At 45.8% G+C, this 21,949-nt stretch carries 18 protein-coding genes and 1 pseudogene; 6 read left to right on the top strand and 13 right to left on the bottom strand.

Annotated features, from left to right (window positions below; all coding sequences use genetic code 11):
- Positions 1–8: 8 nt before the first annotated feature.
- From EV209_RS11380 to EV209_RS11370, 3 genes are all read left to right on the top strand, one after another.
- On the top strand, positions 9–998 hold the full coding sequence (locus EV209_RS11380) for an ATP-binding protein (RefSeq protein ID WP_130435583.1): 990 nt from the start codon (positions 9–11) through the stop codon (positions 996–998).
- Positions 999–1,082: 84 nt separating this feature from the next.
- The gene (locus EV209_RS11375) at positions 1,083–2,282 is read left to right on the top strand and encodes a ribose-phosphate pyrophosphokinase (protein WP_130435582.1); all 1,200 of its coding nucleotides are present in this window, start codon (positions 1,083–1,085) and stop codon (positions 2,280–2,282) included.
- Entirely contained in the window at positions 2,279–2,698 is a 420-nt protein-coding gene (locus EV209_RS11370) for an acyl-CoA thioesterase (RefSeq protein WP_130435581.1), read from the top strand. The genes EV209_RS11375 and EV209_RS11370 overlap by 4 nt, the downstream gene beginning before the upstream one ends.
- A 159-nt stretch (positions 2,699–2,857) precedes the next feature.
- Here EV209_RS11370 and EV209_RS11365 read toward each other — a convergent pair whose 3' ends face one another.
- The 7 genes from EV209_RS11365 to EV209_RS11335 form a co-directional block, all read right to left on the bottom strand.
- Positions 2,858–4,615 (bottom strand): sensor histidine kinase, encoded by a 1,758-nt coding sequence (locus EV209_RS11365; RefSeq protein WP_130435580.1) that lies wholly within the window; start codon positions 4,613–4,615, stop codon positions 2,858–2,860.
- The gene (locus EV209_RS11360; RefSeq protein ID WP_130435579.1) at positions 4,612–5,337 is read right to left on the bottom strand and encodes a response regulator transcription factor; all 726 of its coding nucleotides are present in this window, start codon (positions 5,335–5,337) and stop codon (positions 4,612–4,614) included. The genes EV209_RS11365 and EV209_RS11360 overlap by 4 nt, the downstream gene beginning before the upstream one ends.
- On the bottom strand, positions 5,312–6,958 hold the full coding sequence (locus tag EV209_RS11355; protein WP_165388910.1) for a hypothetical protein: 1,647 nt from the start codon (positions 6,956–6,958) through the stop codon (positions 5,312–5,314). Before EV209_RS11355 ends, EV209_RS11360 begins: the two co-directional genes overlap by 26 nt.
- Positions 6,959–7,011: 53 nt before the next feature.
- Positions 7,012–7,857, bottom strand: coding sequence for a carbohydrate ABC transporter permease (locus EV209_RS11350; protein ID WP_130435577.1), 846 nt, complete (start codon positions 7,855–7,857; stop codon positions 7,012–7,014).
- Positions 7,854–8,648, bottom strand: a complete 795-nt coding sequence (locus tag EV209_RS11345) for a carbohydrate ABC transporter permease (RefSeq protein ID WP_243647577.1) — start codon at positions 8,646–8,648, stop codon at positions 7,854–7,856. Before EV209_RS11345 ends, EV209_RS11350 begins: the two co-directional genes overlap by 4 nt.
- 114 nt (positions 8,649–8,762) lie before the next feature.
- Complete coding sequence (locus tag EV209_RS11340) at positions 8,763–10,103, bottom strand: ABC transporter substrate-binding protein (RefSeq protein ID WP_130435575.1); 1,341 nt, start codon at positions 10,101–10,103, stop codon at positions 8,763–8,765.
- A 206-nt stretch (positions 10,104–10,309) separates the two neighbouring features.
- Positions 10,310–10,546 (bottom strand): hypothetical protein, encoded by a 237-nt coding sequence (locus EV209_RS11335; protein ID WP_130435574.1) that lies wholly within the window; start codon positions 10,544–10,546, stop codon positions 10,310–10,312.
- A 127-nt stretch (positions 10,547–10,673) separates the two neighbouring features.
- Here EV209_RS11335 and EV209_RS17095 point away from each other — a divergent pair.
- Both EV209_RS17095 and EV209_RS11325 read left to right on the top strand, forming a co-directional pair.
- Positions 10,674–10,865, top strand: a pseudogene (locus EV209_RS17095) (GntR family transcriptional regulator); the annotation flags it as partial.
- Positions 10,866–10,877: 12 nt separating this feature from the next.
- The gene (locus tag EV209_RS11325) at positions 10,878–12,134 is read left to right on the top strand and encodes a GntR family transcriptional regulator (RefSeq protein ID WP_130435573.1); all 1,257 of its coding nucleotides are present in this window, start codon (positions 10,878–10,880) and stop codon (positions 12,132–12,134) included.
- Positions 12,135–12,142: 8 nt separating this feature from the next.
- On the opposite strand, the gene EV209_RS11320 is transcribed toward EV209_RS11325, so the two are convergent.
- From EV209_RS11320 to nifS, 6 genes are all read right to left on the bottom strand, one after another.
- Positions 12,143–13,042, bottom strand: a complete 900-nt coding sequence (locus EV209_RS11320; protein ID WP_130435572.1) for a helicase associated domain-containing protein — start codon at positions 13,040–13,042, stop codon at positions 12,143–12,145.
- Between the two features lie 326 nt (positions 13,043–13,368).
- Positions 13,369–14,205 carry a tyrosine-type recombinase/integrase gene (locus EV209_RS11315; protein ID WP_243647576.1) on the bottom strand — a complete coding sequence of 279 codons (837 nt, stop codon included), beginning with the start codon at positions 14,203–14,205 and terminating at the stop codon, positions 13,369–13,371.
- Positions 14,206–14,436: 231 nt separating this feature from the next.
- Positions 14,437–16,116 carry an ATP-binding protein gene (locus EV209_RS11310; protein WP_130435571.1) on the bottom strand — a complete coding sequence of 560 codons (1,680 nt, stop codon included), beginning with the start codon at positions 16,114–16,116 and terminating at the stop codon, positions 14,437–14,439.
- Entirely contained in the window at positions 16,113–17,174 is a 1,062-nt protein-coding gene (locus tag EV209_RS11305) for a metallophosphoesterase family protein (protein ID WP_130435570.1), read from the bottom strand. The genes EV209_RS11310 and EV209_RS11305 overlap by 4 nt, the downstream gene beginning before the upstream one ends.
- The gene (asnS, locus tag EV209_RS11300; protein WP_130435569.1) at positions 17,174–18,562 is read right to left on the bottom strand and encodes an asparagine--tRNA ligase; all 1,389 of its coding nucleotides are present in this window, start codon (positions 18,560–18,562) and stop codon (positions 17,174–17,176) included. Before asnS ends, EV209_RS11305 begins: the two co-directional genes overlap by 1 nt.
- 78 nt (positions 18,563–18,640) lie before the next feature.
- Positions 18,641–19,816, bottom strand: a complete 1,176-nt coding sequence (gene nifS, locus EV209_RS11295) for a cysteine desulfurase NifS (RefSeq protein WP_130435568.1) — start codon at positions 19,814–19,816, stop codon at positions 18,641–18,643.
- A gap of 186 nt (positions 19,817–20,002) precedes the next feature.
- Here nifS and EV209_RS11290 point away from each other — a divergent pair, with 186 nt between their 5' ends.
- A complete protein-coding gene (locus EV209_RS11290) occupies positions 20,003–21,745 on the top strand; it encodes a glycoside hydrolase family 3 protein (RefSeq protein WP_130435567.1) in 1,743 nt (580 codons plus the stop codon).
- Positions 21,746–21,949: the final 204 nt, after the last annotated feature.

The raw sequence follows: 21,949 nt of genomic DNA, 5'->3' as shown, positions 1-21,949 counted from the left end.
AGCCAGAGGTGCCCTTAAAAAATTCTCAATTTGAGCAGCTGATGCGGGAATATTCCCGGCGGCAGCTGGATAACCTGCACGACCAGCGGCGCAGGGCAGAAGAAGTATACGCCGGTATTCCTGAAATGAAAGAGCTGGAAGATTCCCTCATCACCCTTTCCGCAGAGCGCACCCGCCGCCGGATCGAAACCGGCGTGCCGGACCCGGAGCTGGAACAGCAGATCCGCATGCTGCGGGCCAGGCGACTGCTTCTTTTAGAGAACGCCGGATTTCCTGCTGATTATCTGGAGGTTCATTACCGGTGCCCTGACTGCCGGGATACCGGTTATATCGGCAATGAGAAATGCCACTGTTTCCGCCAGGCCGCCATCGACCTGCTGTATTCTCAATCCAACCTGCAGGATGTTTTGGCCTCGGAAAATTTCAATACCCTTTCTCTTGATTTTTATCCAAAAGACCAGACGCATCCGCGGACAGGACAGACCATTTATGATTACATGAAGCAGGTGGCTGACCGCTGCCGGGCGTATGCCTATTCCTTTGGCCGGGAAAAGGGCAGCCTTCTCTTCACCGGCACCACCGGGGTGGGGAAGACCTTTCTGTCCAACTGTATCGCCAAGGAGCTGATCGACAGATGTTACTCTGTTGTTTACCTCACCGCTACAGAACTGTTTGACCTGTTTTCCCGGGACGCCTTCCGCTACGATGAAGTGGCGGACGATGAAATCAGCCAGTATATTCTGGAAAGCGACCTGCTGATCATCGATGATCTCGGCACGGAGCTATCCAACAGTTTCACCAATTCCAAGCTGTTTTACTGCATTAACGAGCGTCTGCTCCGGCACCGCGGAACCATCATATCCACCAATCTGTCTTTAAAGGAGCTGGCAGATGCTTACACGGAGCGGGTGACTTCCAGGATACTCTCCGCTTATCAGGTGATTCCGCTGTTTGGAAACGATATCAGGCTGGCCCGGAAATTCAGCGGCAAGCCTTGACTTCAGGCTATTGTCATGGTATAAAATATAGGTCCGGCAGGCGGAGAGCGCCGCTTGTCACAGCAAAGAGACGGAGGAAGACAAATGGCACGCGATGATCGCAACCTACAGACGATTCCAGTAGGCCCTCTGGGCCTGATCCCGATGAACAGCTGCACAGAGCTGGGCAAAAAAGTGGACAACTATCTGGCGGACTGGCGCCGGGAACGGGAAAACGAAAATAAAACCACCATTGCTTTTAAAGGATACCAGAAGGATTCTTATATTGTGGACGCAAAGGTCCCCCGCTTTGGCAGCGGCGAGGCAAAGGGCATTATCAACCAGTCTGTCCGCGGCGACGACCTCTACATCATGGTGGATGTCTGCAACTACAGCCTCACTTATTCTCTGAGCGGCCATGTAAACCACATGTCCCCGGACGATCACTTTCAGGATCTGAAGCGGATTATTGCCGCCGTAGGCGGAAAAGCGCGCCGTATCACGGTGATCATGCCGTTTTTGTATGAAAGCCGCCAGCACAAGCGTTCCAGCAGAGAATCTCTGGACTGTGCCATGATGCTCCAGGAACTGGCAGCCATGGGTGTGGATAATATCATCACCTTTGACGCCCACGACCCCAGAGTGCAGAACGCCATTCCTCTTCACGGTTTTGAGAATGTGCCCTGCATCTACCAGTTCATCAAGTCCCTTCTGCATGTGGAGAAAAACCTGCAGATTGACGCAGAGCATATGATGGTGATCAGTCCTGATGAGGGCGGAATGAGCCGCGCGGTTACTTTTGCCAACTACCTGGGCCTGGATCTGGGAATGTTTTATAAGCGCAGAGATTATACCCGCATTATAGACGGCCGCAACCCCATTGTAGCCCATGAGTTTTTGGGCAGCAGCGTGGAGGGCAAAGATGTCCTGATCATCGACGACATGATTTCTTCCGGCGAAAGCATTTTGGATGTGGCAAAAGAGCTGAAGAGCCGCAAAGCCCGCAAGGTTTTCCTGGCCGCAACCTTCGGCCTGTTTACCAACGGTCTTACTAAGTTTGACGAATATTACAGCAACGGCCTGATTGATCATGTGCTGACCACCAATCTGATCTATCAGACGCCTGAGCTTTTATCAAAGCCATATTATGTAAATGTTGATCTGAGCAAATACATTGCTTTGATCATTGATACACTGAACCACAATGCGTCTCTCCACGATCTGCTGATCCCTACGGACCGCATCAACCGGGTTCTGTCAAACTATAAAGCTGAGCAGGCCGCTCAGGCAGACGATAAAGCATGACCATACAGCCCTATAAACACCAGGCGCAGTATTACGAGACCGACCAGATGGGCATTGTCCACCACTCCAACTATATCCGGTGGATGGAGGAAGCCCGTATAGATTTTATGAAACAGGCCGGCCTCAGCTATCGTAAAATGGAAGCGCTGGAAATTATAATTCCCGTTCTGGAAGTCCAGTGCGTTTACCATTCCATGGTCCGTTTTGACGATACTGTAGAAATTCATACACGGCTGACAGCCTATAACGGAGTGAAGCTGGCCCTGTCCTATGAAATGAGAAATCCGGCCAGCGGCGCGGTCTGTACCTCCGGCAGCAGCAAACACTGTTTTCTTACTCCGGAACACCGGCCGCTGTCGCTGAAACGGTCATTTCCGGATTTGCATGAGAAATTTGCGGAACTTCTGAAGATTTAAAAAAAGCTTCCCATCACCCGATCGGCAGAGAAAAAACCGGCAAAGAGGCGGATGAGAAAGCTCCGGAGGCTATAGCCATAAGGCATCGAGCCTTCGGAGCTTTCTCATCCGCCTCTTTGCGATTCCCTCTGATTGTCCAGCCCCTGTACCGGCTCATCCTCACTCTTTCCCAGGAATATAAAACACAACCTCTGTTCCCATCCCTTTATGGCTGCGAATTCTCAGGCAGCTCTGACACCCATACTCTAAAAGCAAACGGAGATTAACATTCTGCAGCCCTATATGCTGATTTTCATATTCCACCGTTCTGGCTCCCAACTGCATTCTTAGTTTCTGGAGCTGATTCGCATCCATTCCGCAGCCGTTATCAAGCACTGTTATCAATACGCCCTTTTCCTTTCTTCTGATTTTTATCCGTATTTTTCCGTCTTGTTTTCTTTGGATTCCATGAATAATCGAATTTTCAACCAACGGCTGCAAAATCAGACGAAGAATTTCCTGCTCCTGTAACCCATTTTCAATATCCCATTCTGTCTGAAACCTGTTCTGATATCGTATTTGCTGAATTTCAATATATTTTTTGCAGTTATCTGCTTCTTCTCGCAGAGCGACCTTTTTCTCTCCAGAATCAAGAGAGTACCTCATGATATCCGCTAAATTTCCCACCATCCTTTCCGCGCACCCATCTTCTTTTCCTGTCTCATCCAATATTTCATAGCGAATCGTCTGAAGGGTATTGAATAAAAAATGAGGGTTAATCTGATACTGAAGCGCTTGAAGTTCTGCTACCTGCTTTTTAAATTTTTCTTCAGAAAGACGTATTTCCAAATAATCGTTTTTCAAAAACATTTGTATAATATTCTGCAATATTTGTGAATACATATCTTTTGTTTTCGACTCTGGTAAAGGTTTCTTTGCGGCAGCTAATTCAAACCACTGTATAATCTGAGACAAGTGGCTATAATCATTTACTGATATGATCCAGGCTAAAAATATGCTGAACAACAAAATCAGCGATAAGCTGAAAATTGTCGTCTGCATATGTTCCAGACTGGCCTGATAAAATAATTGTTCTGGAACAGCCGTAATAAGTCTTAAATGAAGTGAATCATATTCCTGCTCAATAAACCTGTACTTCTCACCCTGTAAGTTTATTGTATCTTTCCCTTCGTCCAAAGCGCCAGAAAACATTACCGCCAGTTCTGACGGACATTTCTCATTTTTTAAAATATACCCTCCTGCCTGGTCTGTTACAATTAAAAATTGTTCCGGATAAAACAGCGCGGATTCATACGACTTCAGAAGTTTTTCCATATCATAATTGAACACAATACCGCCCGGATAATTTCTAAGTTTATGAAATACAGACAATAGCTTTTTATCTTCCTCAAAATCATAATCCTTTTTCCGTCTCGTCCAAAGAAAGGATTCTTCTTTCCCGTTTCGCAGCACTTCAATCCATTCTTTATCTTTAAGCCATTTCACATCTATAAACTTCTGGTCCGATGTATACACCCTGTTCAGGTTATTGGGAAAGTATAAATAAATAGATTTAAGATCCGTACTTGAATTTATCATAGACTGTATCATTGTTGTGAATTGCTTCAGTATCATATAATCTGTATAGGAAGCAGTTCCTTCGAGCATCATTCTGTCCATCCCCAGCAGAACTCCTCCATTTTTAAAGTACAATTCCACAGTTTTTCCATGGTTGTAAAGCCTATCCATATCCTCTGCGGTCAGCTTCAGGGTGTTCTCCATTCTCTGATGCACTTCTCTGCTGGTTGTCTGAAAAGCATTCCAAGCCAGCAAAAGCCCCAGAAATAACTGGGGCAGCACAAAGGCGCAGAAAAGAGTAATAAAATTTTTCTTCACAAATTGTTCTTTTATCCGCACTGGTTTTGGTATTCGTCTCATAATTTATGATTTCTATACTCCCTTGGAGATATTCCATAGTAATTTCGAAATGCCCTTGTAAAATTTTTTGGGTCGTCATAGCCAATCAGATGGGCAATTTCATAGGTTTTCAGATATTCATTCTGCAGGAGCTTCCGCGCCTCATTCATACGAATTTCCTGAAGCGCTTCGGAGAAGGTCTTTCCTGTATATTGTTTAAATATTACTGACAGATAACTGTCACTGATCCCCACCCTGCCGGCGGCTTCTTTCAAAGTCGCTTCTTGCATATACTTCCTCAAGTAAGATTCCGTCCGCTTCACTATCTTGCTGTAGTACGATTCTTCAGTAACCCCCTCCTCTTCTCTGCAGGAAAGCCTTGTTCGGATTTTCTCAAATACTGTACAAAATTCCTCTGATTTTACCGGTTTCAGCAGATAATCGAAAACACCATACTTAATCGCCTGCTGCGCATACTTAAAGTCTGCGTAGCCGCTGATAAATACTACCGTTATATCTAATGACCTGCGCTGTATTTCCTTAATCAGGTCAATACCGGACATCTCAGGCATGGAAATATCAGAAACCACTACTTCTACTTTATTTTTTTCAAGATATGCCAATGCTTCAGCAGCGGATTCAAAACTGCCGACTACTTCAAATCCAAGTTTATTCCAGGGATAATGCCGTATCATTCCGGCTGCAAGTTTAGGTTCATCATCTATTACAATCACATGATACATCCTGTTCCATCCTCCTCTTTACTGCCAGGACGTCATCTCTATACCTGCGCAGCCGTTCTGGCTGCAGTCTTGCATAGATATAATATGGATAATCTGTACCGCAAAGCGTTGTTTCTATACGTTCTGCTATTTCATTTAACATATTTATATACTGTTCTAATTTTTCCACTGCTTCAGGTGTCCTTTGTTTTTCTGCCCATACAGCGCCATACATGGATAGCGTCACTGCCTTGCAAAGCTCCGCAAACAAAACCTCCAAATCTATACTTGCGATAATTTCTCCATGTAATGCTGAACTTATGCCCAAATGACCCTCTTCTATAAACTCAGCCAGCTTTTTCGTTTCTCGAACTGCCTGTTCCTTTTCACTGGCTATTTTTTCTATATTTTCCTCTGTCACTTCAACTCTTTGAGACGCGCCTTTTTCCCAATCATCCCTCCCATGAATCACTGTCATAATTTCAAAAGCTTTTTTTATCGTGTACGGTGGCTGATCACTTTCCAAAAATTGATGCCCCAGAATATATTCTGTCTTTCGGTATGCCTCCCAGGATGCCTCCATAAACTGCTTCAAATACCTCCATGCTTCTGGATTCTGCGGAATCTCAGGTTCCTGTTTTTGAGAAACTGTTTTTAAAGGAGAATATAGTCCCTGGGATGTCCATTCTCTGTAAATATTATCCGTTCCTTTTTCTGTGTCCGCCGCAAGCATAGCTCCTGCCAAAAGATTAACCCGGTTCATTGTTCTTTCCACAGAAGCGTCGTGCATCAATTCCCAATCTGTACGGAACCATACGCCGCAGGCCCCTTTTTTCAAACTATATTGCATCCGTTGTTTGATATCTTCTGCAATACTTACAGGAAAACAGCTCATTCCAAAAAATTGCCCCCATACATCAAACTCTATATATTCCTCCCGCAGACCGCTGCATCCGATTTGGGGATTTATGGGAAACGTGGGGTAAAAATCGTGGGGATACGCCTTCAGCGCTGCCGTAATATCCTTCGAAACCCTGGCACAGGCCTCTAAAACCAGATTCTGCTGATCCGCGGAAAAAGCAAAATCCCGAACAATCAGTTTTTTTTCATACTTCTGGCAGCTTTGATAAAGAGCCCTTATCATATTTTCATACCAGGTTATTTCCGGGGTACGCATGCATCTGGGACAGGTACAGCGATTCGCAGCAGCAGAAACCTTACTCTCTCTGGTTCCAAGGCTGACAATCAGGCCGTTTATTCCTGGGCATACAGAAAACAATTCTTCCAGCCTGGCCTTTTCATATTCCTCCCAAAAAGGATGATTTGGGCATATCACTCCATTCTCCCTTCTTAACCCCGGAATCATCTCAAAAATTTCTTCACAAGTATCAATCTCTTTTATCTCCAGATAAAATTCCGCCCCTGCCTCCGAGGCCAGCTGTGTTATTCTATTGATATATTCCCGCTGATAAAGAACCTTCTGTCTTTTTGTGGGCCATCTGTCCCACATTACATCATTATCGAAATATTTCCCCGGAAGTACCAGCTGGTTGATCAGGTCATTCTGATGGAATATCAGAGCATTCATCTCATATTCTTCCATGAACTTCAGGCTTCTTTCCACTTCACCCTGCTGCCACATTCTGTTGCTGTGAATCTCCAGGCCTCTAAATAAGAACTTTCCCATCTGATCTTCTATCCTTTCAATCCTGTTGTAGCAATCCCCTCCACAAAATACTTCTGCGCACATATATATAATACCACAGGCGGAAGCATTGACAATACAGACATTGCCATTAGTTGGTCCCAATGAACAGTAGCGGATATATCCAATGCGCTTCGCAGCGCTAATGAAAGCGGATATTTCTTTACGTCATTAATATAAATAAGAGGATTAAAGAAATCATTCCACCGCCACACAAACTGGAAAATAATCACTGAAAACATCGCCGGTTTTGATAGCGGGAATATAATTCTGGCAAAGATTTGAAAAGCTCCGCATCCGTCTATGCGGGCAGATTCATCCAATTCCCTGGGGATTCCACGTATAAATTGTATCATCATATAGATAAAAAAAGGATACGTTGCAAATAAGGCAGGAATAATAAATACCTTATAACTGTCTACCCAATTCAGCTTCTGAAATAAAAGATATCTCGGTACCAGCAGGATCTGTTCCGGTAAAAGCAGCGTAGCGATCATCAGGGCAAAAAGCGCACCTTTCAGGGGAAAACGGAATCTGGCAAAGCCAAAAGCCACTGTAATACTTGATAATACAGTTGCAGCCACCGTTGGAATCACCATCAAAAATGTATTTATAAAATAAGTGGTATAGCTTATTTTCCCATTGCCTTTCCAGCCTTCCACAAAGGCAGTCACATGAAAATTCTCCGGAAATATACTTAGGGACGTAAAGATCTCCTGATTATCCTTAAATGCGGATCCAAGCATCCAAAGCAGCGGATAAATCATAATAACAGTTAATAAGATTAAAAACAGGTATGTACCGGTTCTGCCTATTATCCTGTACATATTCTTCATGATTCCATCCCTCCATCCTGATAAAATACCCATCCCTTCGAACTTTTAAAGATAAGGAACGTCAATGCCATCATTATTACAAACAAAATCCATGACAGCGCAGAAGCATAACCCATTTTCAGATAAGTAAATGCGTTTTCATATACCATCAGGCCGTACAGATAAGTCGCTTTTAACGGTCCTCCCTGTGTAATCAGAAATGGTGCGGAAAATTCCTGAAATGCATTAATCATCTGCATAATGATATTAAACAAAATAATAGGCGTAATCATAGGAACAGTTATTCTGAAAAACATCCTCACTCTTCCGGAGCCATCTACCATAGCTGCTTCATACAGCTCCTTAGGGATCTGCTTTAGAGCAGCCAAAAACAAAATCATAGAAGAGCCAAACTGCCATACTGCCAAAAGGCTGACGGTGGGGAGCGCAAGTTTCGGGCTCCCCAGCCAATCTATTGCTGATAATCCTACTTTAGACAACAGCAAATTTACAAAACCTTCCCGTGCAAAAAGGAACCTCCACAGTATTGCGATGCCAACGCTGCCGCCCAAAATAGAAGGCAGATAAAATAACGTTTTAAATAAGCCGATTCCCTTTAACTTCATATTCAGCAGCATTGCAATGAATAAAGCAAAAAGCAGTTTGAGTGGTACCGATATGATTACATAAATACATGTAGCCATTAATGACTTCCTAAAATCCCTGTCATACGTAAATATTTCCTGAAAATTTGCTATTCCAATCCAATTCGGTGTTTTCAGCATAGATAGGTCCGTAAAAGAATAATACAAAGAATTCAAAAACGGGACTGCCTGAAAAATCAGAAAGCCAATTATCCAGGGCATAAGAAACACAAATGCCACCAGGTCTCTTTTTTTATACTTACCCATTGCGCGCCTCTTTCCTTACGGTTTTATTTTCTTAAGCAGCCTGGTAAGATCTTCGTAGAGACCCTTGGCCGCTTCCTCAGGCATCATCTGGCCATATCCGACCTGATGAGAATATTCGCTAATTGCTTCTGCTACTTCTGCATTCAAAGTAGGTGTGTTCTCAGGGCTTACCGTTACCTCCAGCGCCTGCGTAAGCATAGCGGATACTTCTTCAGAAATAAGACCCTTCTTCGCCAGGGATTCTTTTGCCTCTTCATTGGCAGGAACTCCCCTTGTATCCCCGGTTATTTCAACAGCTTCAGGATCATTCACAAACCAGTTAATAAACTTAGCCGCTTCTTCAGGGTGTTTGCATGCTTTGGGAATACCCAGCATCATTGTAGGTGCAATCGTAATCGCTGAGTCTTTTCCTCCTTCAGAGGAAAAAAGCCGCAATGTTTTTACCTCAAAAGGGGAAGCCGCAACCACGGAAGGGAGGTTGGAATTAACTAACACGGTCATCCCCCATTTTCCCTCCAGCCATGCCGGCACCTGGTCTGCAAACACATTTTCATACAAAACCGTCTGTTCAAATGAAGGCATTGTTCCTGTATCTACCAATTTTTTAACCATTTCCATACATTCCTTCAGGTCTTCTTCCGTACACACCAATTCATAATTGTCATTGATCATATTTTCTCCGTATTTCTGTTTGATCAAATCTCGTGTCAGATAGACCAGCACATCATTAGTCAGAAAAAGGAGATGCGCGTCTGGATCTTGCTGGTTTACTTTTTCCCCTGCTTCCAGCAGATCTTCCCATGTCCAGTCTTTTTCTGAAGAAAGCCCATACTTTTCAAAAAATTCCACATTATATAAAGCCCCCCTTGCTGTCATACCACAGGGAACGCCGATCAGGTAATCCTCTCTCCCGCAAAAATTCTGCACAAACTCCTGATCAAATTTACTCAGATCAATAATATCAGTTAACTCATTAATATTCAGAAATGGTTTATCCTGATTGATAAGATCTCCGATCCATTTATGATCGATTGAACAGATATCCGGCTGCGTCCCACCCGAAAGCTGTGTCAGAAGCTTTTCATAATACGTATCAAATCCCATATATTCATATTCAATACTGATTCCCGGATTTAACTCCATATAGCGGTCTATTGCTTTAATTGTTGCTTCATGCCGGTTATCACTTCCCCACCAGGAAAAGCGCAGCGTGATTTCTTCCTTTTCATTTCCGGTCTCTGTTACAGGATTTTCTGTGCCCTTAGTTTCCTCATTGCCCCCATTGCCTCCGCAGCCCGCCAAAGACACCATTGTCAATGCTGCCGCACAAAAGATACTCCATGCTCTTTTTCTCATCCTTTTTCCTCCTCGGATAACACTGTATTTTTGATATTATTATCATACCATTACTTATTTTTTCCTTCCAAATGGCAATTGATTTAAAAAAGTGTCATTCCATCAAAAAAACCCTGCAATAAGCCGCAGGGTATCAAATAAATGCCGGATAATGAATGAATTTCATGAGCTTTGGTAGATATCTTTATTGCTTTTAAAAAGATCTGCTATAGAATATATTCCAGAAGATATTTCACCGCCTGCTCCACAGTCTCAAATTCTGTATACCTCTCCGTAATATAGCAAACCGCGTCTGTCCATTCCCTCAGGCTATAGAGTTGAGGCTCAATCTCCCCTATTGTCTTTCGGATATTGTACCTTTCTTTATGAATACGCAGATCGGAAAGGTATTCACATTCCGATTTTTGGGCAATGTACTCCAAAAGCCCTTTTAATTTTTCCATGGATGTCCCTCCTTTTTTTAATTTTCGGAATTAAAATATTCATCCAAAAACCTTTGATGTACAAAGGAATAACCATGCCGATTATGGTAAAATTACAACAATAAAACAAACTAATGGAGGTTACCCTTTGCATTCCACACAGCATTTATATAAACTTATATATTCCAGATTAAAAAAGCAGATTCTGACGGGTCAGTTGGAATATAGAAGCCTTCTCCCTTCTATTTCGCAACTTGCCAGACTGCATCAAGTAAGCTCTAAAACTATACAGTCCGCGTTAAAGCTTCTGCAGAAAGAAGGACTGATTTGTACTCGAAAACGTCAGAGGGCTATGATCACCTACCAGGCAGGCTTTCTTCAAGAAAAAAGTTCTTCTATATGTTTGATTGCCCAGAAACAAGCTTCAATTTTAGATATCTATCGGACCATGGAAATGATCATGCCTGATATCCTTGCATTTTGTTCTAAATCAGTCAGTGTATATGAGTTACCTCACTACGGAAAAGCCATTGATTGGGCAAAAAAGCCACGCCCTGAGGGAAGCTGGCAGATATGTTCGGAAATTCTGCATGATGTTCTCCGTTCTTCCGGAAATTTTCTTATTAACAGCGTTTATGTATCACTGGAAATACAGGCCGAAGTACCCTTTCTGGCAGAATATCAATACTTGGTGACTCATTACACTCCCTTTTCAGAAAATCACCATGTAGACTGGATTTTAAATACTCTGCAGTCTAGCTATTATACTGTCCGGCGTAATTTTTCCGAGCATTATCATAACACTTACCAGACCATGGAAAAATCCTTCAGCATTCTTGCAAACCTATATCCCGGAATAAAAAGCAGCGGGAACTGTACGTTTACCTGGGATGCCGGTTGGGGTTGGGATTTACTCCATAAGAAAATCAGCCGGAAATTAATTGAAAAAATTGGCACAGGTATCTATTCAGCTGGAACACTGCTTCCGTCAGAAGCATGCCTGATGGAAGAATACAAAGTTTCCTTATCTACCATTCGGAAATCATTAAAAGTGCTTCAGGCCTCCGGCTTTATTGAAACCATAAATGGCAGAGGAAGCATTGTGCAGCCTCCGGAAAGGTGGAGATTCACCTCCATGATCAATCGTTCAGACTATCATCAGGATATTTTTATATATTTAAGTGCTCTGCAGTTCATTCCATTCCTCATACGTTCCTCTGCGGATCTGGTTTATACACACCTTGACGCAGCGGTTCAGGACGAATTACAGAAACGCTTTCATCAGTATCCTCGTAATTATCTAAAAGTATGGACGGACTATATTATTGCTCATGTACCTCTGTATTCGCTTAAAGTGATTCTGGAACAAGTTAATAAAGTTTTAAATTGGGGGTACTTTTATTCTCTTTATCCTATTGCCAGCCAGCTCCTGAGAAAATTAAATAAATTTGGTGAACGTGCATTTAAATGTCTGCAAACCGGCGATCGTGAAGGTTATGTAAATGGAATTCATGATGGATACCTTTATCTCTTCAAAGAGATCCGCAGCTATTTCATCCAAAACGGATACTTTCAGGCCCAGATGCTGAAACTGCCGAAGCGAGTTTAGTACTATTATTAATTTTCCTTTGCAGTACCAAAGGGCAATATTCCCACATCTGCCAGGCTCTCTGTTTTCCGCTCTGACATCCTCCCTTTGCCAAGCGCAGTTCTTTGGACGGATATCCAATTTCCCATACTGCGTCCGTCAGGAGCGATAACGGCAGGATTTAGCGGAAGTCGTCCATATTTACTTTTATACGCCTTTATCCATCGCAGCATTTCATCCCATCTCTCTTCCCGGACATCCTTCAGCGACCACACCATAGAAAGTTGTTCCAACGCTTTAATCTGTTCCGGTGAAAGAGGTCTGCGGCCAGATTCCCTATAATAACGTTCACGCTGAACAAATATCCAGTTTCCCAATTTTTCTCCGGCAGCTGTTTTGTAATTTCTCGGAACCAATAAATTACCATGTTCCCCATAATATGCCCGCGCAATCTGAAGCCAATCATTCCAGCCTTTTCGTTTATAAAACTGCCACGCAATACCGCAATGTTCTAATTCCCGAACCTGTTTTTCCGTCAAACTGCCTGCCCAATATTTTTTTCGTTGTTCCTTTATCCAGAATCCCAGCCTGCACCCATCTTTTGTAACATACTCTGACGGTACATCCAGACTGCCGTACTCCTGACGGTATTCCTCCGCCATTTCAAGCCATCTTTTCCATTGAAAACGGTCTTCCAGTTTCCAGATCATCCCAATTTTTTCCAGGGCAATGCATCGCTCTTTATTGAGTGAAGAGGGCAGTACTCCGTTATACATTCCCCGCTGCCGTTCTATCCACCGGCCAAGCCGAAAACCATCTGCTGTCACAAAGTCACGTGAAATTAATAAGTCGCCAAATTTACTGTAATAATTTTTTGCGCACTCATACCATTCTTCCCATGTCTGGGTTTGATATGTCCTCTTTCTCATGACAGTTCCCTTTCCAGGTTAACCTAAAGACTCACATAATGTTAATTATGTGAGTTTGAAAGTAGTAAGAAATTAAAATTTACATACAATTGGTATAATACATAAAATAATATAGCACAAATTGTATCTTATTTCAAGATAAAAACCTGTGTGTATTAATATTTTTAATTTCAGGTACAAAAATGAAACCGGCAGTAAAATCTGTGAATTCCGGTCTTGTTTTTGTACTTTTTTTATTGCAAAAGATCCGCCAGGTACCGGCGGTTTCGCAGCACGGGATCTTATTCTCCTCACATGGGCGCATTTAAGCTATCACATAATTAACATTATGTGACTATCAATATCTTTTGCACCCGTTCCATACGGCCAACATGCTCGTTGCCAGTCTCCATGGTGTAAATCCTTGTAGTGTTAATACTGCTGTGGCCCAATAAATCAGCCAAACGTACAATATCCTTTTCGAGAAGATAAAAGGTTCTTGCAAACAGATGCCACAAATTGTGAGGGAATACTTTTTGGGGAGCAACTTTTGCCGCACTGCAGAGTTTCTTCATCTTTCTCCAAATACAGCTCCTGTCCAGAGGGGCCAGATTTTTTCCTAAAAAGACTGGTCCGCTTTGAAGGCAGGATTTTTTAATATATTTTTTCAGCAGCTTTTGCAGCGGGGCAGGAATAAAAATAATCCGTGTTTTATTTTTGCAGTTAACTACTGCCTTTCCGCAGTATACTGCTTCTACTGTAATATATTTCAGCTCTGAAACCCGGATTCCGGTACCGCAAATTGTCTGAAGTATATACGAAATCTGTGTTCCGGCCGCCGCCTGTACTAACCTTTTATATTCCTGTTGTGTTAGTTCCTTTTCCTCATTGCAAAATATTTGTTTTTGGATCTTCATAAGTTTAACGCAGCATTTCTGCAAACCCCAAAAACGAAGAAATACGTTCATAGCTACCAGCATGGAATTCACACTTGCAGGCGCATATTTTTCTGCAAGCTGTTCTTTATAAGCAATTGTTAATTCTTTATTGACAGTACGGCCGTCAAGAAAGGCTAAAAAGCGCCGGATATCCCGCAGATATTTTTCCAGAGTAGCCTGGCTTTTTTCTTCTTGTTTCAGATATTCTTCAAACATTGTTAAGTTGTGATATCCCATTGTTTGCATGTAAAATCCTCCAGAATCTATAGATACAGAATATCTTTTCCGGCATTTGTAAAATTATGTATTCCCGATCTATTCATATTCTAGAAAAATCCTACTCCTTAATCAACTCTCATCTATATACCACAGCATAAAGGTCAAGAATTTTTTTCTGCTGTAAACATTTTTTTGCATAAAGCAGCCGGTGCTGCATCTGGATACTAAGATCCAGGCAGCACCGGCCGCACATATTTATTACATCCCCAGATTTTCTTCCTCCCGCCTGTGGCAGGTAAACAAAATCAGCTGATTCTCCTGTTCCTGCAGAAGTTTCAGCGTATTTTGCATCCGCACATCATCATAATGCACAAACAGATCGTCCACCAAAAGAGGCATGGGTTCTTCCGGCCACAGCACTTTTGCCGCGGCCAGCCTGATTGCCAGGTAAATCTGCTCCATGGTCCCCCGGCTCACCTGTTCCAAAGGAATCAGCTTTTCCCTGGTATTGATATAAACGCTCATATCTTCATGGATCACCAGGTCGGTATATTTACCCTCGGTCATCCTGGAAAGCAGCTGTGAGCTCATTTCATGAAGCCTGCTGCCAAAAGAGTTTTGAATCCTGCCCGAAAGCTCCTTCATCGTACGGATCGCAAGCTCCAGAGCCTGGATTTCTTCCGCCCGCTTTTCATTATCCGCGCATTCCTGTTTAAGCTCTTCCAGTTCCTCAGCCAGACGGTTCCTCTCCTCCTGGCATTTTTCCTGCTCCCAACCCGCGCGGCCGGCCGTATTATGAAGCTGCTTCAGCTCCTGGTCCAGTTTCTCGATCTCCGCCCTGTCAGCCGGTTGATACCGCTCCGACGCGGCCCTGCAGGCATTGTCCAGCCTTCGTATTTCTTCCTGATGTTGAAAAATCATATTATAGCGCCTGGCTTTCTTATCATGAGCAATCCAAAGCGCTACCCCCAGGATAAATACCGCCGCTTCACAGCCTCCTGCAATCAGTGTCTCCGTAAGATTCATCCAAAAGGGGATTATTTCAAAATAAGCGAGCACTGTCAGGATTCCTGCCATTACCGCCAATGCCGCCAGCACAGGTCCCGCGGCATTCTTTCTTTGCCTGAACTCCTGCCCGCCGGTCATCTGCTCCAGCTCCCTTTCCATCTGGGCCCGCTTATTCTCCATCTGGCGCAGCGTCTCCCGATGCACTGCGTCTCTTCCATCTGCATCCCGGAGCAAAGCAGCCCTTCTCTCTTCCATCTCTCTGATCTGTCCGGCAGACTGTTTCTGAGTCCTTTCCAGAATCATGCACTGTTTTTCCAGAAGATCCATTTCCTCCCGGCATGCCACACTGCGCCTGCCAGCCTCTGCATCCTGCAATGATTCCAGTCTGCGCCGTTCAGAAACCAGATATCCTTCTGCAGCGGGAAAATCCACTTCCAGATTGCCCGCATTGTTCAGATTCGCAATGTAATTTTTCAGCTCATCCGCCAGGCCGGAATCCGTAGCTGCTTTCATCTGGGCTACGCTCACTGTATTCACATAGCTGGTTTCGTTCATGCCGCCCAGAAGCTCTTCTATTTTTTCCTGGGCCGGCGCCAGCTCTCTTCCATGGGTTTCATCGATCAGCCTCACCCATTTATCCGTCTTCAGAAAGCTTCTTTCAATCCTGTAGGAAACTCCTCTGATCTCAAACCGCAGGACGCCGCCGTATCCTCCCTGGTTATCCCAGGGCTCATACCTGCTGTAAACATCATTTTTAGACGCTCTGCCCCGCTGTTTCTCAATCCCCCAGAACATTCCCTGGATAAAGGTATGTATCGTGGATTTCCCGGATTCATTGCGTCCGTATATCACATTGATCCCCGGCTGAAAGGTCATGGTCTTTCCATGGAATTTGCCAAAATGGGTCATGGTGATTTCTGTAATATTCATCGGCCCTTCCTCCCCATCAGCGCTGTGATACCATAATATAATGCTTTTTTCTGCACCTCTGACAGCCCTTCCAGATCCCCGAAACTCTGCAGATACATACCGATAATATCATGCCGGTGCTCCTGAGCCAGCTGTACCAGATCATAGTGGGGTACAGAATCATCTGTCACCTCTACAATATTCCCCAGTCCCGGAAGCCTGTCCAGCTGCAGGGGCGCTTCCGGGTCGTATTCCCCTTCCAGCAGCAGGCGGTATAGATTCTGCCTGCCATAAAGATTCACAACCTCCTGCACCTTTCTGCACAATGCGCCTTCTGTGGAAGAAGGCGTCAGCACCAGTTTTACCCTAAGGTATTCCCGCTTCGCTGCCGGCACAAATTTCAGGCTCAGCTTACCGCTTTCCAGCTCTCCCAGTATATAGCCTCTGCTGCCCAGATCGTTTTTGTCCGTAGGCTCCAGAGAACCGGAATAGGCGATCCTCTCTTCCTTCCAGATCTGCGGCTTGTGAATATGCCCAAGGGCTACATAATCAAATCCTGCTGCAGCCAGCCGCTTCCGTTGAAAAGGCAGGTGTTTCTCATCCCCGCCGTGGGCCAGAAGGATACAGTGTCCCTGCCCTTTTTCCACCGGGCGCGCCCCGTCCAGAAGCGGTTCCAAAATCTCCTGCTGCCGATAGCTGAAGCCCTGTACACAGGTATTCAGCTCCGGGAAACAGGCTGACTGCATTTCTTCATTTTTTAAAAATGTGACCTGGCTGCACCATTGGAATTCATCATAAACAGACCCAGGTCTCAGGTAGTCATGATTTCCGGCTATCATCACTACCTTTGTGTGCGTCAGCGTGGAAAACTGGTAATCAGCTTCCTTTAATTCCCGTTTCAGCGGCTGTCTGTGAAACAGGTCTCCCGCGATCAGCAGCAGGTCCACTGCATCCCGGTTGCACACCGCAACCACCTCGCTGAAGGTATCCCAGATTTCCTTCGCCCTCGCCTTGCTCCAGGGGCGCCCCAGGTCAGGCGCTGCTCCCAGGTGGATATCCGCAATATGAATAAACTTCATCAATCGCAGTTCTTTACGGTCCTGGGGAACGGAATCACGTCGCGGATATTCCCCATGCCGGTCAGGTACATCACGCAGCGTTCAAACCCCAGCCCGAAGCCGGCATGGCGCGTGCTGCCGAAGCGGCGGAGATCCAGATAGAACTCATAGTCCTCCTTCTTCAGCCCCAGCTCTTCCATACGGGCCACCAGCTTGTCATAGTTATCCTCTCTCTGGCTGCCGCCGATAATCTCACCGATTCCCGGAACCAGGCAATCCATCGCGGCCACTGTTTTGCCGTCCTCATTCAGCTTCATATAGAAAGCTTTAATTTCCTTCGGATAATCAGTCACGAATACCGGGCGTTTAAAGACCTCCTCTGTCAGGAACCGCTCGTGCTCTGTCTGCAGATCGCATCCCCAGGAAACTTTATACTCGAATCGGTGGTTATTCTCTTCCAGAATCTTCACTGCATCTGTATAGGTCACCCTGCCGAATTCAGAATTCAGCACGCCGTTCAGCCGGTCCAGCAGCCCTTTATCCACAAAGCTGTTGAAAAAATTCATCTCCTCCGGCGCATTCTCCAGAACGTAGCGGATGACATGCTTCAGCATCCCCTCTGCCAGGTCCATATCGTCGTCCAGGTCGGCAAAAGCGATTTCCGGCTCGATCATCCAGAATTCTGCCGCATGGCGCGTGGTGTTGGAATTCTCAGCACGGAAGGTAGGTCCAAAGGTATAAATGTTGCGGAAAGCCATGGCGTAAGTCTCACCGTTTAACTGTCCGCTCACCGTCAGGTTCGTTTCCTTTCCAAAAAAATCCTGGCTGTAATCAATCGCCCCGTCCTCTGTCAGGGGTGCGTTTTTCAGGTCCAGCGTAGTCACCTGGAACATCTCGCCCGCGCCTTCGCAGTCGCTGCTGGTGATCAGCGGCGTATGCACATAAACGAACTGGCGCTCCTGGAAGTACTGGTGAATCGCATAGGCGATCAGGGAACGCACGCGGAATACTGCCTGAAACGTGTTGGTGCGGGGGCGCAGATGTGCAATGGTGCGCAGGTATTCAAAACTGTGGCGTTTCTTCTGCAGGGGGTAATCCGGCGCGCTGGGCCCCTCTACAGTCACCTCCTCCGCCTGGATTTCAAAAGGCTGCTTCGCCTCGGGGGTAGCCACCAGTGTGCCGCGCACAATCAGCGCAGCCCCTACGTTGCATTTAGAAATATCAGCAAAATTATCCATGGTATCGTGATATACTACCTGTATGGGTTCAAAATAAGTGCCGTCATTCAGCACTACAAAGCCAAAGGCCTTGGAACCGCGGTTGCTGCGGACCCAGCCGCCCACCTGCACCTCTTTATCCAGATATGCTTCCTTGTTTTTAAAAATCTCTCTTACTGTTGTCAGATCCATAATCTTTCTCCTGTTCTCCCGTAAGTTTATAAAACTCATTATAGCAACTTGCAGTCATTTGTGCAAGGGATTTCCTGTTCAGCCCTGCTGCCTGGTAAACGCGTCGTATTCATCAGATACTTCCCTCAGCCGGGATACCAATTCCATAATCTGCTGGATTGTATAATCTATCTCTTCTTTTGTATTTTCTTCCCCAATCGTGAGCCGGACCGAAGCGTGGGCCAGTTCTTTGGGCAGCCCGATGGCTGTAAGCACGTGGGACGGTTCCGGAGAGCCTGTGGAACAGGCGCTTCCCGCAGAGGCGCAGATTCCTCTTGTATCCAGCAGCACCAGCAATGATTCTCCTTCAATAAACTGAAAGCTGAAATTAGCGTTGCCCGGCAGCCTTCTTCCTCTGCTTCCGTTCAGCCTGGTGTAGGGAACCAGCGCCAGCACCTGCCTGATCAGATAATCCCGCAGGCCGCTGATTTTTTCTGACCGCTCTCTCATGGTGCTAAATGCCAGCTGGGCAGCCTTGCCGAATCCGGCAATCCCCGGCACATTTTCTGTCCCGGCCCGCATATGGCGTTCCTGCCCGCCGCCATGAATCAGAGGCGGCAGCTCGATTCCTGCTTTTATATACAGCATCCCAACGCCTTTGGGGCCGCTCAGTTTGTGGGCGCTGGCACTCATCAGGTCTATATTCATCTCATTCACATCTATCGGAACGTGTCCGAATGCCTGCACCGCGTCCGTATGGAACAGCACATGGGCACGCCGGGCAATCCTGCCAATTTCCCTGATGGGCTGAATCGTTCCTATTTCGTTGTTGGCAAACATGACAGAAATCAGCACCGTGTCAGGACGGATCGCTTTTCTCACCTGTTCCGCAGATACCATTCCCTGTTCATTCACCGGAAGATACGTCAAGCGCATCCCCTGCTGTTCCAGCCATTCACAGGCATGGAGGACGGCATGGTGTTCAATTCTGGTGGTGATGATATGACAATGGGGATGAAGAGAAGCAATCCCTTTCAGCACCCAGTTGTCCGACTCGCTTCCGCCTCCCGTAAAATAAATTTCCTCCGGCTTTGCGCCGATTCCTCCAGCAATCCGCTGTCTGGCTTCCTCCACCGCTTTCCTGCTCCTGCCTGCCAGATCATAGACAGAAGACGGGTTACCGTATTCCTCCTGCAGATATGGGAGCATTTCCTCCAGCACTTCCGGACGCACGCCGGTGGTGGCTGCGTGATCCAGATAAATCATCGGTTTCATTGTGATTTTGCTCCTTTCGGGATCTTTCCATACTATATGATATTCTTCACACATATACCGTGCGCATACTTCCTAATCTTGTAGATTTTTGCCAGAAGGCAGGAAAATATTTGCTGGGTAGCCTGTCCCAGCCATGCTATACTTTAATAATAAGAGAGAAAGTATACCAAAAAGGAGGAGTTTTCTATGGTAGATTTAAAGGGAAAGCCATTTTATCTCAGTGATGCTGATATAAAATGGGTAGAGGACACCATCGCTTCCATGACGATGGAAGAAAAAATCGGACAGCTCTTTGTGCTCATGGCGAAAAGCGATGACGAGAATGATATTAAAGAAGTGGTGGAAAAGTATCATCAGGCCGGCCTGCGCTATCCGCCCAAGACTGCCAGGATGGTATGGGAACAGAACAGGAATTATCAAAAATATTCCAGAATCCCCATGCTGATGGCCAGCAACTGTGACAATGGCGGAGACGGCGCCTGCTCTGACGGAACTTATATCGCTACCGCGGCTGCCTGCGGCGCGGCTCCCACACGCCAGACCTCTTTTGATATGGGCTATGTGTCCGGAAAGGAATCCGAAGCCATTGGTTCCAGCTGGGTGTTCAACCCCTGCTGCGATATTTTCATGAACTGGCGCAACACCATTATCAACACCCGCTCTTTCGGCAATGAAACCGAGGCGGTGATTGAGAATATCCGGGCGTTTATCGATGGTGTTCACCAGAGCAACGTGGCCTGCTGCTGCAAACACTTCCCGGGAGACGGCGTGGAAGACCGGGACCAGCACCTTGTTCTGGGCGTCAACGACCTTTCCGCGGAGGATTGGGACAACTCCTACAGACGGGTTTATCAGGCTATGATTGATGAGGATCTGGAAACGATTATGGTAGGGCACATCGCTCTGCCGGAAATGAGCCGCAGGCTGCGCCCCGGCATCCAGGATCAGGATATCATGCCCGCCACCCTTGCTCCAGAACTGCTCACTGACCTGCTCCGCGGTGAAATGGGCTTTAACGGACTGATTATCACAGATGCCTCCCATATGGGCGGTATCGCCAACATGATGAAGCGGGAATATGCCGTACCATTGACCATCGCGGCAGGCTGCGACCTGTTCCTCTATGCCAATGACTACGATGAGGATTTTGGTTATATGCGCAAAGGCATCGAAAACGGCGTTATCACACCTGAGCGCCTGGAGGACGCGCTGAAGAGAATCCTTGGTCTCAAAGCACATCTCCACCTGCATGAACGCCAGGCAGCCGGAACCCTTGTTCCCGAAGAAGACGCGCTGAAAACAGTGGGCTGTCCCGAACATCTGGAGCTGGCTAAAAAAGCTGCAGACCAGTGCATCACGCTGGTGAAAGATACACAGAAGAATCTTCCCATCCGTCCCGATACCCATAAACGCATCCGGCTGTTCTACATCGGCTCCACTCCTGTTTCCAGGGCCTATAAAGGCGACCCTGTCAAGCAGGTGGTGATTGAAGAACTCCAGCGGGCCGGTTTTGAAGTGAGCGTAGCTCCCAGCATGGCTGATTTGGAAGTGGAATACGGCGTCCGTCCTGAGAATAATACGCTGATGACAAACTGCGGAAGCCGTAAAGACTTTCAGGATAATTACGATGCTGTGATGATGTTCATCAATGTGAAAGGCTACGCCCAGGAAAATAACGTCCGCATCCGCTGGTCCGTGGGCCATTCCAATGAAATGCCCTGGTTCGTTACGGAGAAGCCTACTGTGGGCGTATCCCTGAACTATACCACCCATCTCTGGGATGTGCCTCAGATCCACACCTTTATCAATTCCTATGGGCATACCAGAGAAGTGATCCGGCAGACCATTGAAAAGATCATGGGCGGCAGCGAATTCAAGGGAACCGCAAATGATACCGTGTTCTGCGGTAAGTGGGATACCCGGCTGTAAACATTATAATTCTATCACAGGGATTTTCTGCAAAATTTCCTGTAATTTAAAAAAGGACCTCAGGGTCCTTTTTTAGGTTAAGTATTTGTATGCAGCGGTTAGTTATTTCTAACCTATACTTACTATATAACATTTTTTTCTTTCTGTCAATACAAATTTCCATACGGTTATGCATCCCGGCACAGGGGCTGCGCAGATATCTGT

Origin of the sequence: Cuneatibacter caecimuris (genome assembly GCF_004216775.1) — a bacterium.
Taxonomy (GTDB): domain Bacteria; phylum Bacillota; class Clostridia; order Lachnospirales; family Lachnospiraceae; genus Cuneatibacter; species Cuneatibacter caecimuris.
This window is presented reverse-complemented; position numbering and strand designations above follow the sequence as displayed.